Here is a 17,160-nt window from a genome sequence, read left to right on the forward strand (position 1 = left end):
AATGAACCAGACCCCTTTGGAAACTGCCCTGCAAACTGTATCACCCCATCCGGCGGCCGCGCTACGGCAGTGGCTGTGGGGCGGCGCTATGTTCGCCGCTCTAACCGCCTGCCTAAGCTCATGCTCCGTGGATGGCAAAGCGCCGGAAAAGGCCGACGTCCCGGAAGTCTTGCCCGTGGTAACGCTCAAAACCACCGAGCAGGAGCTGTTTCACGACTACGTGGCCGACGTGCAGGCGGTGCGCAACGTGGAGGTGCGGGCCCAGGTAGCGGGATTTATCGAGCAGATTTTTGTGGATGAAGGCCGGCCCGTGAAGAAGGGACAGCCCTTGTTTCAGCTTAATAGCAGTGCCTACCAAAACCAGCTAAGCCAGGCCCAAGCGGCCCTGGCCGGTGCCCAGGCCCAGGCCGGCGCCGCCCGGCTAGAGCGCGACCGGGTGCGCCTGCTGGTAGACGAGAACATTATTGCCAAAACCGAACTGGCCCTAACTACCAGTAAAGTGAAAGACGCCGAAGCCCGCGTGGCCCAGGCGCGGGCCGGCGAAGCCGCCGCCCGCCTCAGCCTCAGCTACACCCTAGTGCGGGCTCCGTTCGACGGCATTATTGATAGGATTCCGCTCAAGCGGGGTAGCATTGTAGAACAAGGCATGCTGCTCACCACTGTGTCGGATTTACACGAGGTATACGCCTATTTCAACGTGGGTGAGGGCGAGTACCTGCAATACGTGAAGGCCCGGCAGCAGCACCCCGACCGCCACTCCGACTCGGTGCGCCTCACGCTGGCCGATGGTTCGGCGTATCCGCTGGCCGGCCGCATCGAAACCACCGAAAGTGAGTTCAACCCCAACACCGGCTCCTTGGCTTTCCGGGCCCGCTTTGCCAATCCGCAGCGCATGCTCAAGCACGGCGCGTCGGGCCGCATCCGGCTGACTACCACGCTGCCCAGTGCCCTGTTGCTGCCGCAGAAGTCGGTGTTCGAGATTCAAGATAAAAACTACGTGTACGTGGTGGACCCGCAGGGCGTGGTGCACATGCGCAACTTCGTGCCCCAAACCCGTACCGGCGACTTCTACGTGATAAAGCAGGGGCTGAAACCCGGCGAGCGGGTGGTGTATGAAGGTGCCGCCAGCCTCCGAGATGGGCAGCGCATCAACCCTCGGCCGGTGGCCTCAGATTCTTTGGTAGCTGTTCGCCAATAGCGTTTAGCTGCTAGCTCCCGGTCATTGCCGCATCATCCGAAGCAAGTTTGCCGGCTTGTGTTTCCATTAAAAAGCTGATAGCTAAACGCTATTGGCTATCAGCTAATCAACTCCCATGTTCAATATATTCATCCGCCGGCCAATTCTCTCGCTGGTAATTTCGGTGTTTCTGGTGTTGCTGGGCGGGCTGGCGCTGTTCACACTGCCCATCACCCAGTTCCCCGACATTGTGCCGCCTTCCGTGACCGTAACGGCCAAGTACACCGGCGCCAACGCCGAGGTGTGCGCCAAGGCCGTGGCCACGCCGCTGGAGCGCGCCATCAACGGGGTGCCGGGCATGACCTACATGAACTCGGTAAGCTCCAACAACGGCGTGACGCTGATTACGGTGTTCTTTAAGGTAGGCACTGACCCCGACCTGGCTGCCGTGGGCGTGCAGAACCGCGTAACTACCATTCTCGATGAGCTGCCCGAAGAGGTTATCAAGGCTGGCGTGACCACTGAGAAAGAGGTGAACTCCATGCTGCTTTACCTCAACGTGACCAGCGACGATAAGGCGGTAGGGGAGAAGTTCATCTACAACTTCGCCGATATCAATGTGTTGCAAGAACTCAAGCGCATTGATGGCGTGGGCTTTGCTGAAATTATGGGCTCGCGCGAGTACTCCATGCGGGTGTGGGTGAAGCCCGACCGGATGGCCGCCTACGACGTGGGTACCGACGAAATTGTAGCCGCCATTCGGGCCCAGAACGTGGAAGCCGCCCCCGGTAAGTCGGGCGAAAGTTCGGGTGCCGACAAGGCGCAGTCCATGCAGTACGTGCTGCGCTACACCGGCAAGTTTTTCGAGCCGGAGGAGTACCGCAACATCGTGGTGCGGGCCAACGCCGACGGCTCGGTACTGCGCCTGCGCGAAGTGGCCGACGTGGAGTTTGGCTCGCTCACCTACAGCATGGCTTCCAAAACCGATGGTCGGCCCTCGGCAGCCATCATGCTCAAGCAGCGCCCCGGCTCCAACGCCTCCGACGTTATTGCCAACGTGAAAACCCGCATGGCCGAGTTGCAGGAAACCTCGTTCCCGCCTGGCATGAAGTACAGCATTGCCTACGACGTGTCGCGCTTTCTTGACGCCAGTATTCACGAAGTATTGCGCACTCTGGTAGAGGCCTTCTTGCTGGTATTCGTGATTGTGTACCTGTTTTTGCAAGACTGGCGCTCCACTTTGATTCCGGCGCTGGCTGTGCCGGTGGCACTGGTGGGTACGCTGTTTTTCATGCAGACGCTGGGCTTTAGTATCAATCTGCTCACGCTGTTTGCGCTGGTGCTAGCCATTGGTATTGTGGTCGATAACGCCATTGTGGTAGTGGAAGCCGTGCACGCCAAGATGCAGGAAAAGCACTTGCCGGCCCGCGCTGCCACCTTCGAGGCCATGGGTGAAATCAGCTCCTCGCTGATTGCCATTACCCTGGTAATGTCGGCTGTGTTTATTCCGGTTTCCTTCATGGATGGCCCGGTAGGCGTGTTCTACCGGCAGTTTTCGCTCACGCTGGCTATTGCCATTGTTATTTCCGGCGTCAACGCCGTGACCCTCACGCCGGCTTTGTGCGCGCTGCTGCTCAAGCACACGCCGGTAGCGGAAGGCGAACAGCCCAAGGGATTAATGAACCGATTTTTTGCTGGCTTCAACAAGCGGTATGATGCGCTGGCGGGCCGCTACCAGGGCCTGTTGCGGGCCATTGCCGGGCGCCGCATGGTAACGCTGCTGGTGCTGGTGGGCTTCTGCGCGGCCACCTGGGGCGTAAACAAGATACTGCCGTCGGGCTTTATCCCGACCGAAGACCAGGGCATGGTATACGTGAACGTAACCACGCCCGCCGGGGCCACCGTGGAGCGTACCGAAGCCGTACTTGATGAGGTGCAGCGCATTGCCAGTAAGCTGGGCCCAGTTGAGTCGGTGAGTACGCTGGCGGGCTATAGCTTGGTGAACGAGGTGGCTGGCTCCAGCTACGGCATGGGCATGATCAACCTCAAAGCCTGGGACCAGCGTGAGCAGTCGGTAACCGAATTCATTGCCGAGCTGGAAGAGAAAACCAAGGGCATCAGCGACGCCGATATTCAGTTTCTGCCGCCGCCCACGGTACCGGGTTTCGGTAACAGCAGCGGCTTCGAGTTGCGCTTGCTGGACAAGTCAGGCACCGGCGACTTGCAAAAAACCGCTGCTGTGTCGCAAACTTTCCTCGCCGCGCTACGCCAAGACCCGGCCATCGGCGGGGCCTTCACCTCCTTCGACCCCAACTTCCCGCAGTACCTCATTCACGTGGACCAGGATATGGCGGCCAAGAAAGGCGTGACCGTGGACGCGGCCATGAGCACCCTGCAAACCCTGATGGGTAGCTACTACGCTTCCAACTTCATCCGCTTTGGGCAGATGTATAAGGTGATGGTGCAAGCCGGCCCCGAGTACCGCAGCCGCCCCGAGGATCTGCTGGCGCTGCACGTGAAAAACGACCGGGGCGAGATGGTGCCATTCTCCACGTTTGTGAAGCTGGAGCGCGTGTTCGGCCCCGACCAGCTTACGCGCTACAACATGTACACCTCGGCCATGCTCAACGGCGACTCGGCCCCCGGCTACAGCTCCGGCGACGCTATTTCGGCCATTGAGCGGGTAGCCGCCAAGGAGCTGCCGCGCGGCTATGCCTACGAATGGAGCGGCATGACCCGCGAGCAAATTTTGAGCGGCGACCAGGCCCTGTACGTGTTCGGGGTGGTACTCATCTTCGTGTATCTGCTGCTGGCCGCCCAGTACGAAAGCTTGCTGCTGCCGCTGCCGGTGCTGCTGAGCTTGCCTACCGGCATCTTTGGCGCCTTCCTGAGCCTCAAGCTGCTGGGCCTAGAGAACAACATCTACGCCCAGGTGGCGCTAGTTATGCTGGTGGGTTTGCTGGGTAAGAACGCCATCCTCATCATTGAGTTTGCCGAGCAGCGGCGCCGGGCGGGTGCTTCGGTACTTACTGCGGCCGTGGAAGGGGCGGTGTCACGTTTGCGGCCCATTCTGATGACCTCCTTCGCCTTTATTGCGGGCTTGGTGCCGCTGGTAATTGCCAGCGGGGCCGGTGCCTTAGGCAACCGCTCCATCGGGACGGCGGCGGCGGGCGGCATGCTCATCGGTACGCTGTTCGGTATGGTGCTCATTCCGGGGCTGTACGTGCTGTTTGCTTCCTTCGAGAAAGTAAAAAACTTGGACGACAACGAGTTGGAAGAAGCACCGGAAGTGAAAGAGGTGCGGGAAGAACGGCAGCTGGTGGCGCATTAGGCTGGCCCTGGCTGCCCACGTCCGCTCCCTTGTTAACTGAAATTCACCTTTGTTTATGCGTCTGATTTCCTTTTTGTTAGCTGCTTCCGCTTTGTTGGCCACCGGCTGCCGGGTAGCGGCTCCTGCCGAGCCAACGGCCAGCACGCCGCTGCCGGCCGCCTTCACCCCGCAAGGCACAACCACCGATACTCTCCACGCCGGGGCCCAGCCGTGGCGGCAGTTTTTCCAGGACCCCGCCCTAACCGCTCTCATCGACACGGCCCTGCATCAGAACCTGGACTTGCAAATAGCCATGCAGCGCGTAGAAACTGCCCGGGCGCAATACCTGGTGCGGCGCGGTGCCTTGCTGCCTACTGTGTCTGCCGCTGCCTCAGCCAGCGGCGACCGGTTCGGGCGCTACACCCTGAACGGCGTGGGTAACTTCGACACCAACCTCTCGCCGAATATCGATGGGCAGCAGCGCATCCCGGGCCCGGTTACGCCGGAGTTTTTCGTGGGGCTGCGCAGCTCCTGGGAAATCGACATCTGGGGTAAGTTGAAGCAGCGCCGCCGAGCTGCCTACCTGCGCGTGCTGGCCTCAGAGCAAGGCCGCTACCTCGTCACGACCAACGTGGTAGCCGAGGTGGCCCGCCTCTACTACGAGCTACTCACGGCCGATAACCAACTGGCCGTGCTGGACCGCAATATTGCTTTCCAGCAGGAAGCGCTCAAGCTGATGCGCATTCAGAAGCTGGCCGGCCGCGCCACTGAGCTGGCCGTGCAGCAGTTTGCGGCCCAGGTAGCCCGCACCGAAAGCTTGGCCCACGAAGCCCGGCAGCGCATAACCGAAGCGGAAACTGGCCTCAACCAACTACTGGGGCGCTATCCGCGTACCATCACCCGCGGGCAGCCACTGCCCCAGCAGGTACTGCCCGAGCGCCTGCGTGCCGGGGTGCCCGCCACCGCCCTGCTGCGCCGCCCCGACGTGCGCCAGGCCGAGCTGGAACTGCAAGCCAGCCGCGCCGACGTAGACGCGGCCCGTGCTGCTTTCCTGCCTGCCCTTACGCTTACGCCCTACTTGGGCTTCAATTCCTACCGCACCGCTACCCTGTTCGACCCCACCTCGTTGGCGTACGGCGCGCTGGCCGGCCTCACTGGGCCGCTACTCAACCGTGCCCAGTTCAAGGCTGATTTTCGGTTGGCCACGGCCGGCAGCTACGAGGCATACTACCGCTACCAGCAGTCGTTGCAAACTGGCTTCCGGGAAGTGGTGAACGGCCTGCAAGGGCTGGAAAACTACCGCGCCGCCTCGGCAGCCCGCCAGCAGGAAGTGGAGCTGCTCAACAAGGCAGTGGCTACGTCCAATAAGCTGTTTGTGGCAGGCTACGCCACGTATCTGGAGGTAATTACGGCCCAACGCAGCGTACTCGAAGCGGAGCTGAGTTTGGCCGAGTCGCGGCAGGCGCAGTTGCAGCAAAGCGTGGGGCTGTACCGGGCGCTAGGAGGGGGCTGGCAGTAGTCGATGGTTGCTGGTTTGCTACCCACTCGGCCAGCACCTAGCCGTGAGGGACTTGCGGATCGGCTACTTTCTGGGTGAGCTGGCTTCGCTTAAGGGAAGAGTGATTGCCACGCTTATATAATCTTAACCTTCTAACTGCCAATGCTATGTACACTGATCTGTTAGTTCGCAAACCAATGAAAACTAGCTATTCGCCATCTGCCATCTACGTAACTCGCCTGGACTACACGCGGTTAATGGAACTGGTGCGCCAGCCACATCCGGAAACAGCAGCCGACCTGGTAGCAACGCTGGAACGAGAGCTTACCCGTGCTCATCTGGTTGATTCCTATGATATTCTGCCTGATGTGGTGACCATGAACTCGCGCATCAAACTGCGGGACCTGCACAGCCTCGATGAGTTGGAAATTACGCTGGTGTACCCATCGGCTGCCGACCCGGCCCGCCACCGCATTTCCATCCTTAGCCCGGTGGCCGTAGCCGTACTCGGCGCCCGCCTCGGTGACCAAGTCTGGTGGCCCTCCCCCGAGGGCCAGGCCAACTACTGGGTGGAAGCCATTCTGCACCAACCCGAGGCCGCCGGCGACTGGGTAAGCTAAAGCCACAACGATAGTCAACTTTATATCTCCACTTCAAACCACTCAGGGCGTGATGGCCCGCCCGACCAAGATGTTGCTTCGAGCATTTCTCTTGAGGTTCTTGGTACTTATTCAGGTGGTCTACGCTTGCTCCGTGCTGAAGCAAAAGGTTCTACAAGCCTAAAATTACCCTTTGCATGGAAGATGCTGGTTCAGAGAGCTGTATTGCCAGTGAATGTCGGCCAGTTCTAGGTTAATACCTTTCTTGATAAGAATCTCGCGTCTACAATCCCCCCTCTAGATTATGGAATAAGGTTATCGTACACTGCTAATACAAGGCAATTTTTTTGGTCACTGTTCCACGCGAGGTATGGATTACAAGCAGGCATAACCCTGTAGGATTACCCGCAAACGTTAACTGTAAACGGGGTTCTGTCTGGTGGCGAAGGTCAGCAGTAACTAGTAGCTGCCCGAGTGCACTGTATGCCTGCACCTGTTCAAGCGTAAAATCGGCGTGCTGCCATTCCAGAACTGCTGCGCCATGAGCTGGGTTTGGATATACTCGGATAGCGTCTTCTGGTAACAGATCAACCAACTGAAATAGTTGGCTGCTTTCGCTTCGCCCACCGATGCCTGCTACTGTCACGGGGCCTGGCTGGGCGCCTCGGGGCACCCGCACCACTGCGCTAGTAGTTGTAGCGCTTAAAACAGCTGCTCGCACGTTTCCAATGTAGAGGCTATCGGGCTGGCTATCCACTAGAAAATTCGTGCCTGCTATGGTCAGGATTTCACCAACGCTCCCCCTAGTTGGAGAAAAGGAAACCACAGTGGGCGGCGGTAAGAAAGTGAAATTGGTGGCCGACTGGGCCGTTCCGCCCGGGGTTACTACCTGTAGCCGGCCGGTTTGAGCATCCGCCAAAACGCGGGCCTGCAAGCTGGTTTCCGTTGTTTGCAATACCGCTGCGCTTCCGGCCCCCAGAGCTACCGTTGTGCGGGAAGGTGGTGCGAAGTTGCGCCCCATCACCGTAAGGATATCTCCCACTTTGCCACGGGCCGGACGAAAGTCGGTAATCGTAGGAGGATACCAGACTGTGAAATCCTGCGCACTCACTGTCCCACCACCCAAGGTCTTGAGTTGAATTTTGCCTGACGTAGCACCCGCTGGCACCACCACTTGCAGCGCGGTGGCGGTAGCTTGCCGCACTGTTGCGGGTAGCCCGTTAAACCAAACCGTATCCTCAGCGGCAACAGCAGAAAAATGAGTGCCCGTGAGCGTTACCAGCGTGCCCTCTAACCCTTCAGTTGGAGCTATAGAAGTTAGCGTGGGAGCCTGATATACTGTGAAATTCACGCTACGAGCTGTCCCATCGGCCGTTGCCACTTGCAGGCTACCGGTAGTAGCCCCGGTTGGTACACGCACAGTAAGGGTGGTGGCGGTGGCGGTAAGGGCGGGAGCTAGTACGCCATTGAAGCGAACCTGGTTTGCGGCGGTTGTAGGAGAAAAGCGTTGCCCAATCACCGTAACCATTGTACCAACGCGGCCTTGCGCTGGGGCAACCCGGGTGATAGTTGGCGAAACCACAATGTCTGAGTAGTTCAACGCTACAGCAGGGATTACCACCAATGGCATATCGTAAAGCCGGTTGATAGTGGAGTTGGTGCGAATGGGTGGATTGTAGTCGAAGAAAATGTCGGCGTAATTATCCACCTGCGCCCGGGGTGGCAGGCTCGCCTTGGGCTGTATACTGAATTGCACAAAGCCATTGCTACCTGCGTCGTTGCGCACGCTGGGCGGTAGATTGATGTTGTCGAAAGTGAACGATACGATCAACCGGCCGCGGCCCGATACACTCATCCGGTACGGGTGCGAGGCGGCTTCTACCCGCAACGTGCGTGGGTCCAGATCGGCAGCTAGCGTGTCCACTACCTCCACCCGGTAAGCATCGTCGTTGCCGGTGTTCTGAAAGCGGACCCGGTAATGCAGCGGCACGCCAGTGGGCGTGTAGTGTTGAGCGGTTACGCCGACGGGGTGTACCTGTTTGTCATTGGGGTCATATGAGTCAAGAATCGGCTGGCAGTCTTCCGCCGTTTCTGGGCTAGGAGGATGGTACGGCAAGGCGGGCAGGGTAGGGCTGGGCTGGCCTGGTGTTGCCAACCCGCGTACTTCCACCGTGGCACTGGCCACTCGTTGCGTTGGGTGGCCTACGGGCTGCTCGGCCTCCACCCGCACAACGGGTTGAGTGGCCGGAATGCGCAGCACTAGGCTGTCGCCGGCTGCCAACGCGTATGGGTGCTGTAGCGCCAGCTGGCTGTTTTGATACACGCGTAAGGCTAGACTGTCGCTCATGCTGCCGGCACCTGTATTGCGGATCACAAACCGCGCCTGGTTGCCCGGCTGCGCATAACCCAGTACCTGCACCGAAGCGCGCGACCAAGTGGGCGGTGGCGGATAGGTGTTACTTGGTGTAATCCAGGCACGGGTGCAGACTGTCAGGCCTCGCAGGCTGGGATTACCGCATACCACCGAATCCTGAATAACCAAGCTGCCTGCCGTATTAGGGGGCACGGTTCCTACCGCAAAAACGTACTGGCCCAGCGCATTCTGTGTGTAAGGAGCGCTGGCCGAAAGCAGCACGACCTCAGGGGGGAAGGCTACTGTCACCACCGCAGTGGTGGCGGGGGCGTATCCCGCGTTGGCGTAGGCTACCGTTGTGATATTGCGGAAGCAGCGGCGGCGGCGGTTGGATGCCACGTTCACCCGCAGGAAAGGGGCCGTGCTTACTTGATTGCCAAAATTTACGCTGCCAATGCTACTACCATACCCTCGAAACATAATCGGTGGGTTAGTAGCACACGATTGTTGAATCGTCCGGCCAACTTCATTTTCGGGCAGTAGTTGCCGTACCGTGTAGCGGCCTGTATCAACTGAAATAACGAAACTGCCCGTTTCATCTGTTACGCCGTAGTAATTGCCGGGCTCAGCTACTACCACCAACCCAGCCAGGAGCAGTTCTGGCGCGTCGGGGCTACAATTATTGTTGGCGTCGTGAAAGATTTGCCCCGTAATAAAGTTTTCCGGGGGCTGCGACGCGGAAACGTAGAATTGAATCAAGTCGTTTTTCGCACTCATGGTCAGTAGCTTAGTCGCCCGCCGGTTCACCGACACGCGGCTGCTGCCCGTGGGCATGGGCATCTGAGAACTACCATTAGCCGCGAAGATGATGCCGGGGTGGACAGTACTCACCACGTATACTCTGCCTTGCCCATCTACATCCAAGTCTACCTCGCACACAGTTACGCTGGAGTTGGGGTTAGGTGACGGGCCATACTGTTGCAGTATTTGTCCGGTAGCACTGAATTTCTGTACTCGGCGGCCATCGTAGTCGGCGGCGTACACGTTGCCGCGCAGGTCTACGGCTACCGCCTTGGGCACAAAGAGCTGGCCGGCACTGGTACCTCTAGTCCCTATTGTATTCAAAAATATGCCCTGCGGACTGATCTTGCGCACGCAGCCGCCGTAGTAATCTGATACGAACATTGTACCAGCAGCATCTACCGCTAAGCCAGAGAAGCGCTGGTAGCCAGTGCCAGTACCGAAATTTTGAAACCGCGCCAGGAATTGTCCTCGAGCATCAAATTTCTGGATACTGGAAGACAGATCAGTTGTTTCCAGCACATAGATGTTGTTGAGCGCATCAAAAGCCAAGCCTGCCAACTCCCGGCTGAATTGCCCGTTGCCAGTGCCTGAGCCCCCAAACGTAAGTGCCAACTGCCCGGCTGGATTGTACTTACGTACCTGGTTGGTGTTATTATCGAGCACGTAAACATTGCCCGCTTCATCTTGGCGCATGTCGCTCAAGGAAGTCTGGTTGCCCCAGCGCTGTAGCTGAACTCCTGTTGGACTCAGCTTGTACACACAATCCGAAAATATCTGGTGAGTGAAAACAGTAGCGTATACATTGCCCGCTGCGTCGCGCGCTAGCGGGGTCCAGGTACTGCTAGTAAACTGGTTTGCGTTGCTGGCAGTACCGCTACCTAAGTACGCTCCCGTAGCACTGAATTTCATAAGATTAAGCTGCGAGCCAGACACGAGCAAGTTGCCGGCACCATCCACAAGCAAGGCGCTTGTCCGCTGATACGAAGCCCATGTGCCCGCCAATGGAATACGTGCTATCAACTGCCCGGCGGCATTAAGCTTGGTCACAACAAAAGCTTCCTCAAGTAGATAGATATTTCCAGTTGCGTCTACATCTACATCAATTAGGCGTGGGTTGGAAGTAGGGTTGGGCATCTGGTACGCAAAGCGCAGAATGCCCTGGCTGGTAAAGCTTTGCATCCGCTGGTTGGTGTAATCAACCACGTAGATATTGCCCGGCGCATCCACATACATCCCGTGCACCTCCCGAAACTGCCCAGGTCCCGTACCCAACGAGCCAAACTGTAGCAGCAAGCGTCCATCAGGACCGTATTTGCGGACAAAGTCATTGCTGCTGCTGTTGTAGCTACAGGCATATATATTGCCAGCTCCGTCCACTCCAATGGTTTGGACGCTGGCCAGCGGGTTAGAAGCTGGCGTAATATTAAACGTAGTCAGATAACGGCCAGTAGAATCCAGCTTATTGATGGCACCACGATCAGCTAAATAGATATTCTTGGCTCGGTCAACGGCAATATCGCGGGGCCCATAAACTGGGGTCCCCATCATTTTATCTAGTCGATAACCGCTTTGAGCGAACCCAACTACAGAACAGCACAGAAAAAGAAACAGTAAAAATATACGCATCGATTTCAGGGATATGTACTAGTGAAAAACAGCTAGTATCTGGTGATGAAGATTCTAGCAAATGTATAATTTACCCTATGCACTTCGTGATTCTTGGCTGAATTTATTCTCTCGTATCTATATATATTCTACGGGTGTAGAGATACTGTGCTTTAGCAATTTCTACATAAAATTAGGGGTGCATAGACAGTAGTATCGTTGCTTTCTAGAGGCCAAGGGTAAGCCTTATTTTATATGTCATGTATGATTGCTCCCTGCACGCAAAAAGGGCTGCTATTATTAGCGTGCTGCCACAGTCGCAGTGCCCACTACGCTGAAAAAGGCACATTGTAGTATGCCGCAATAGGAATGCGCTACCACGCTCTGGACACGGATAAAAAGGCTTGCGTCAAGAAGTTTTATATGAAGCATCTGAGGCATCCGGGATACGACGCCACTCCATTAGCCTCGGTCGCGTCGGATCGACTTATGCATGATCTTTCTGGCCCGCATTGTCGAGGTAGCAACCTTGCCTACCGTTACACGGTAGAATGCAGAAGCGCGCCAACGCAGGCCAGCTTATCAACTTCAAACCCAAGGCTTACGAACATCCACGGAAAGAGCGTGAGGTCAAAGGGAATCGTCCGTGATGGAAATCCTGGTAGTTCTGTTGCCTTATTCTTTCAGCTAGATGCCTTCTGCCCAAATTCCTTCCAAAGCTGCCCGCGTAATTCTGCGCAGCCGGGTGGTGCTTGATCCGCTTGGTATCTGGACGAGGGGTATGTTCGGGCTGGGGTTGCTGCTGTTGCCGCTGGCGGTTCTGAAGGCCTCAGCGGGCTACTGTGGCGGGGTTGCTGGGCGTGGTACTGTTGCTGCTGACCTGGCGCCGGGTAGCCCGCCGCAACCGCCCCCTGTTGCTCACCAGTGGCCCCGACGATGCCCTCCACTTAGAGCCCCTCGGCCCTAGCCATGCGCAAGGCCACCTAGTCGAAACCATTCCGGTAGCCAGCATCAAGGCTTACCGCTATTGGCTGCAACTGCTCAAGTTTCGGGCGTTTGCGCAGTACCACCTGCGCCTAGAGCTAACCGACGGCCGAGTGCTGCACCTAGCCGATCAACCCAATACTCATCCCGACGACCTAACTGGCACTGTGCGCCTGGATGCAATAGCTAAGCGGCTCATCCGGCGCGGCTCAGCGGGACCAGTAAGGCGCCAGCCGTTTTTTCTTACCCAAGCGGCGCGAGTGTTGCTATGGTTCAGTTGGGCAGCCATTGTTATCGGCCTGCTTCTGCTGGCGCTGGCTCAGTCAGGGGCTGTTGCTGCTGATGTTGGGCGCAGGCTATTGGGCAAGCTACTACCTGGGCCGAGGCTCGGATGAAGCCACGGCTTAGCAGTAAACTCAACACGGGACTAACACGATTCGTCCGGTGCCCCTTCGTTGGTTCCTACTTATAGCCGCACGCCCACGCTGTTTTTCACGGCTACCGGCATATTGTCCGGAGTCTCAACCTTGACATTCGTAAACTGCCAGTTCTGAGCAAAATCGATGGCGCCCGCCTTTATGGCGCTGATGTGCACATTGGTAAGGCGGAAGTCGTCGAGCAGGGAAGTGGCCACGCCGCTGGCCGATATAGCGGTTTGGGCGCCAATAGCTTGTAAATTGGAAATGCGCACGTTGCGGAAGTGCGGCAGGCCTTTTTCGGCGGCCACTGGGGTCAGCATAGCTTTCCAGTGGGCCGGCAGGGTGGCCTGGGTGTAGCCGACAGGTAGCTCCGAGTAGCTGTAAGCGGGGTTCCAGTTCATGGTGATAGTCAGGGGCACGCGCACGGCATCCAGCTCAATATCCTCCACCAGAATATCCTCCACGGTGCCGCCCCGGTTGGTGGCCGACTTCAGTTGGATACCGTTTTTGGTTCCTTTGGCCCGCAAGTGCCGGGCAATGATGTGCCGGATGCTGCCCGACGTTTCGGAACCGCAGGTTAGCAGCCCGCCGCCGGCACCCGCCACGCAGTGCTGAATGAGCACATATTCGCAGGGCCGGTTCACGCGCAGGCCATCGGCGTCACGGCCGGCTTTCAAGCAGAAATTATCGTCGTTGCAGTCAATGTCGCAGTTCTGCACCAGCACGTAGGCGCTGGAGTCGATGTCGATACCGTCGGTACTGGGGCCGTGGCCACCGAGGTTGTTGCGCACTACAATGCCGTCCACGGTTACGTTTTTCGAATACAATACGTGCACCGTCCAGAAGCCCGAGCGCTGCAAGGTCAGGCCTTGTAAGGTCACGTTGCTCGCATTGGATACCAGCAACAGGCGCGGGCGCTGGGCATCGTAATCCACTATCCAGCGCAGGCCTTTCGCTTCGTATTCTTTGCGCAAGGCCCAATATTTATCCCAAAAAGGCTGGCCTTGCCCATCTACGGTGCCTTCGCCGGTGATGGCCACGTTGTCTTGGTCGAGCACGTTGAGCAGAGCGGCCGGCCATTTCATTTCAATGCCGGCTACCCGGGTCATTATCTCGGGGTAGTCGTTGAGGTTTTGGCTGCCAAGCAGCGTCACGCCCTTAGCCAGGTGTAGCTCCACCCCTTTTTTCAGGAATAAGGAGCCTGTCAGATAGCGGCCGGGTGCTAGTGTCACGATGCCGCCTTTCCGGGCGGCGGCATCAATGGCTTTTTGCAACGCCTGCGTGTTGAGGGTCACTCCGTCGCCCACCGCTCCGTACTTGGTGGCAGAGAAAAGCGCGTGGCTCGTCGGCCGTGAGTGCGCCCCTACTTGTTTCACCCACGCGGGGTCCGGTTCGGTAACCGGTGAGGCACTGAACCGGAAGGAACTGGCCGCCAGCACTAACACCAGCAATAAGTGAACAGATAGAAGTTTCATGTAATAGAAGCCAGCTGGTGGCGCTAGGTAAGACGGGAGGGTGAGTAAAGATGTACACCCCAAAGGCTTCTACCTGCCCGCACCCACCTGTAGCGAAAACACAAACCTCAGCGCGTGGACACCAGCTAGCCGTCTGGGCCCTAGCCCCAGCGCTGGCTAGGCTTATTCGCTGGCTGTTGCTTTTTTAAGCTGGAACTGAAACACCGGCGACGGTATGTGCTCTTTCGTGAAGATTTGTGCGAAGCGGCTGATAATCTCTGGGTGCTGCGGCCCTACATCGTGCTTTTCGGTGGGGTCGGCAGTTAAGTCGTATAGTTCAATGGGGCCGTTTGGTGCTGTGGCTATGTTCAAGCGCACCGCTTTCCACTTTCCCCAGCGCGCGGCCACACTGCCGCCCTGCTCATAAAACTCCCAGTACAAATACGGGTGCTGGGGTTGCTTGCCCCGGCCGGTTAGGGTAGGCAGTAGCGAGAGGCCATCGATACCCGCCGGAGTTTTCAGACCAGCAACGTCTGTAAACGTGGGGAGGAAATCCCAGAAAGCAGCTAGTTGTGAGGTTACCGTGCCCGCTTTCACCTGGCCGGGCCAGCGAACAATAAAAGGCACCCGAATGCCACCCTCGTACAAGTCTCGTTTGGCCCCGCGCAGCCCGCCGCTGCTGTTGAAGTACGCCAGTTCTTTGCCCCCTTCAGGAGAAGGGCCGTTGTCCGATGTGAAAACAACCAGAGTATTCTCGTCTAGATGCAGCTGCTTGAGCTTCTGCATAATCTGCCCCACTTGGTCGTCGAGCACCTGCATGGTAGCCACCACAGCGGCCCGCGGGTACGGCTGTGAAAGATAAGCTCCGGCCTTGGTGAAAGTTGCTGCGCTGGTGTCGGGGCCCTGGTACGGCTTTTCCGGGCCGTAGCGGCCGATGGTTTTTTGCATGTAGGCTGGGGGCGCGACAAGTTCGGCGTGCGGAATAACGGTGGTCATGAAGACGGCAAAGGGCTGCGCTTGGTGCTGCTCGATAAAGGCCAGGAGTCGTTGCTGAATCAGCTCCGGGGCGTAGGTAACCGAGCGGCCCCCGCGGTTTTCTGGCAGCAGCACCTTCTCGCGGTTGTGCCAGAGGTGGTAGGGGTAATAATTGTGCGCCAGGGTTTGACTGTTGTAGCCGAAAAACTCATCAAATCCTTTGTTGACTGGGTCGCCGCTGGTACCTGGCCCGCCCAGGCCCCACTTGCCGAAGCACCCGGTGACGTAGCCAGCCTGCTTTAAGAGTTGCGGAATGATAACGCTGGAATCGGGCAACGGGTACTGCCCTTCCGGCTTCACGGCGAGGTTGCCGCGCACGGGCGTATGGCCGGTGTGCTGGCCAGTGAAAAACGACGAGCGGGAGGGCGAGCAGACCGCCGTGCCCGCGTAGCCCTGCGTAAACTTCATGCCTTCGGTGGCAAGCCGGTCGATGTTCGGGGTTTGGAAGCGTTGTTGCCCGTAGCAGCTGACGTCGCCGTAGCCCAGGTCATCGGCCACAATGAAAATGATGTTTGGCGGGCGTTTGGCGGGCCGGTTTAGTTGGGCAAACGCGAGGCAGCCCCCCATGCTTAGCACCAACACCAGCAAGCGCACTGCTTTTCTAGGAAGTCGGTAGGTTGTTCGTGGTAGCATAGATTCCAAAGCAAATACGTACTTGCTACCAAGTTGTGCTTTATTCCACTTCTTTCACGCAACGGAAGCCCAGATTATTGGCGGCGCTTTTCACTTCGCCTTTGCCTCGGCTGCCCGCTTGGTAACGTCGGCAATACTGGTCGCTGCACAGAAACGACCCGCCACGCTGCACGCGCTTTACCAGTCCGGGCTCCTCGGGGTCGTGGCTATCGGGTGGGCCGGCGGGGTTGCTAGCGGGGCTGACTTGGTAATAGTCGGGCCGATAATAGTCGCTGCACCACTCCCACACGTTGCCTTCCATGTCGTAAAGCCCCCAGGCATTAGGCGGAAACGACTTCACAGGAGCCACCCCCTCGAAACCGTCTGCGCGGGTGTTGCCCGCCGGAAAATCGCCTTGAAACAGATTGGCCATCCACTGCCCTTTGGGTGTCAGTTCCTTGCCCCAGTAGTAGGGCGCCGCCGGCTGGCCAGCACGGGCGGCGAATTCCCACTCTGCTTCGGTAGGTAGCCGCTTGTTAGCCCATTGGGCATAAGCCTGGGCATCTTCATAGCAGACTTGCACCACGGGATCATGCTCATGGCCCGTCAGGCTACTGCCCGGCCCCGTCGGGTGCCGCCAGTTGGCTCCGGCCACGTACTGCCACCACTGCCCAGATTTTGCCAAGGATACTTGGTGAGCTGGCTTCGCGAAAACAGCCGAGCCGGCAACCAGTTCCGACGCAGGCACACCCGGGAACTCGCGGGGGTCGGGCTTGCGCTCAGCTACCGTTACATAGTGCGTGGCCCGCACGAAAGCCGCAAATGCAGCATTGGTTACCTCGTGCTCATCCAAGTAAAAGGGGGGGAGTGTAACCTTATGCCGCGGCGAAGCATCAGCAAACTGCGGATCGTCTGAGCCCATCAGGAAGCTGCCGCCGGGTATGTGCACCATGCCTGTAGGGGAAATGTGACTTCCTCTTTTAGCTTGGGTCAGTACGTTCTTGTCAGATGACACGTGCTTCAAGTTACCAACCTCAGAAACAGGAGGGAGTCCGGCTACTTGCTCGGAGGAAGGCTGACAGGAGAAAAACAACACTGCTCCCAGTAGGGAAAGCAACCTCCACAGCTTGTCTGCCGGAAAAGGCCGCCAGAAGGCTGCCAGCTGCCTAAGAAGAACCTCCATAGGGTGAAGAAAACTATACCAGTTGCAGTGTTATGTATAGGAGACGGTAGAGTCCGGCCAGCTTGATAGTAAGGCATACTTCTCTTCAACCATGCCTACAAAAAGAACGGAGCGGCGCCTTACAGAC

General features: G+C 58.0%; 9 protein-coding genes. 5 read left to right on the plus strand and 4 right to left on the minus strand.

The annotated features are described in order from the left end of the window. Position 1: 1 nt before the first annotated feature. The 4 genes from G536_RS0115965 to rnk all read left to right on the plus strand — a co-directional run bounded on the left by G536_RS0115965 (position 2) and on the right by rnk (position 6,605). Positions 2-1,198 (plus strand): efflux RND transporter periplasmic adaptor subunit, encoded by a 1,197-nt coding sequence (locus G536_RS0115965; protein WP_022824611.1) that lies wholly within the window; start codon positions 2-4, stop codon positions 1,196-1,198. A gap of 115 nt (positions 1,199-1,313) precedes the next feature. Further along, positions 1,314-4,508, plus strand: coding sequence for an efflux RND transporter permease subunit (locus G536_RS28275; RefSeq protein WP_033370366.1), 3,195 nt, complete (start codon positions 1,314-1,316; stop codon positions 4,506-4,508). A 55-nt stretch (positions 4,509-4,563) separates the two neighbouring features. Further along, positions 4,564-6,006: an efflux transporter outer membrane subunit gene (locus G536_RS0115975; RefSeq protein WP_033370367.1), complete on the plus strand. Its 1,443-nt coding sequence runs from the start codon at positions 4,564-4,566 to the stop codon at positions 6,004-6,006. A 176-nt stretch (positions 6,007-6,182) separates the two neighbouring features. Beyond that, positions 6,183-6,605, plus strand: a complete 423-nt coding sequence (gene rnk / locus G536_RS0115980; RefSeq protein WP_026880265.1) for a nucleoside diphosphate kinase regulator — start codon at positions 6,183-6,185, stop codon at positions 6,603-6,605. Positions 6,606-6,912: 307 nt separating this feature from the next. Here the strand turns inward: rnk and G536_RS0115990 are convergent, their stop codons facing one another. Next, on the minus strand, positions 6,913-11,289 hold the full coding sequence (locus tag G536_RS0115990; protein WP_026880266.1) for a DUF7619 domain-containing protein: 4,377 nt from the start codon (positions 11,287-11,289) through the stop codon (positions 6,913-6,915). 899 nt (positions 11,290-12,188) lie between these two features. Between G536_RS0115990 and G536_RS0115995 the strand changes: the two genes are divergently transcribed. Next, positions 12,189-12,725: a hypothetical protein gene (locus G536_RS0115995; RefSeq protein ID WP_157530681.1), complete on the plus strand. Its 537-nt coding sequence runs from the start codon at positions 12,189-12,191 to the stop codon at positions 12,723-12,725. Positions 12,726-12,796: 71 nt separating this feature from the next. Here the strand turns inward: G536_RS0115995 and G536_RS0116000 are convergent, their stop codons facing one another. From G536_RS0116000 to G536_RS0116010, 3 genes are all read right to left on the minus strand, one after another. After that, complete coding sequence (locus tag G536_RS0116000) at positions 12,797-14,224, minus strand: glycoside hydrolase family 28 protein (protein WP_026880267.1); 1,428 nt, start codon at positions 14,222-14,224, stop codon at positions 12,797-12,799. A 162-nt stretch (positions 14,225-14,386) separates the two neighbouring features. Continuing rightward, positions 14,387-15,871 (minus strand): arylsulfatase, encoded by a 1,485-nt coding sequence (locus G536_RS28280; protein WP_084708657.1) that lies wholly within the window; start codon positions 15,869-15,871, stop codon positions 14,387-14,389. A gap of 40 nt (positions 15,872-15,911) precedes the next feature. After that, a complete protein-coding gene (locus G536_RS0116010; RefSeq protein WP_022824618.1) occupies positions 15,912-16,802 on the minus strand; it encodes a formylglycine-generating enzyme family protein in 891 nt (296 codons plus the stop codon). Between the last annotated feature and the right edge of the window lie 358 nt (positions 16,803-17,160).

This window comes from Hymenobacter norwichensis DSM 15439 (assembly GCF_000420705.1).
GTDB classification, from domain to species: domain Bacteria; phylum Bacteroidota; class Bacteroidia; order Cytophagales; family Hymenobacteraceae; genus Hymenobacter; species Hymenobacter norwichensis.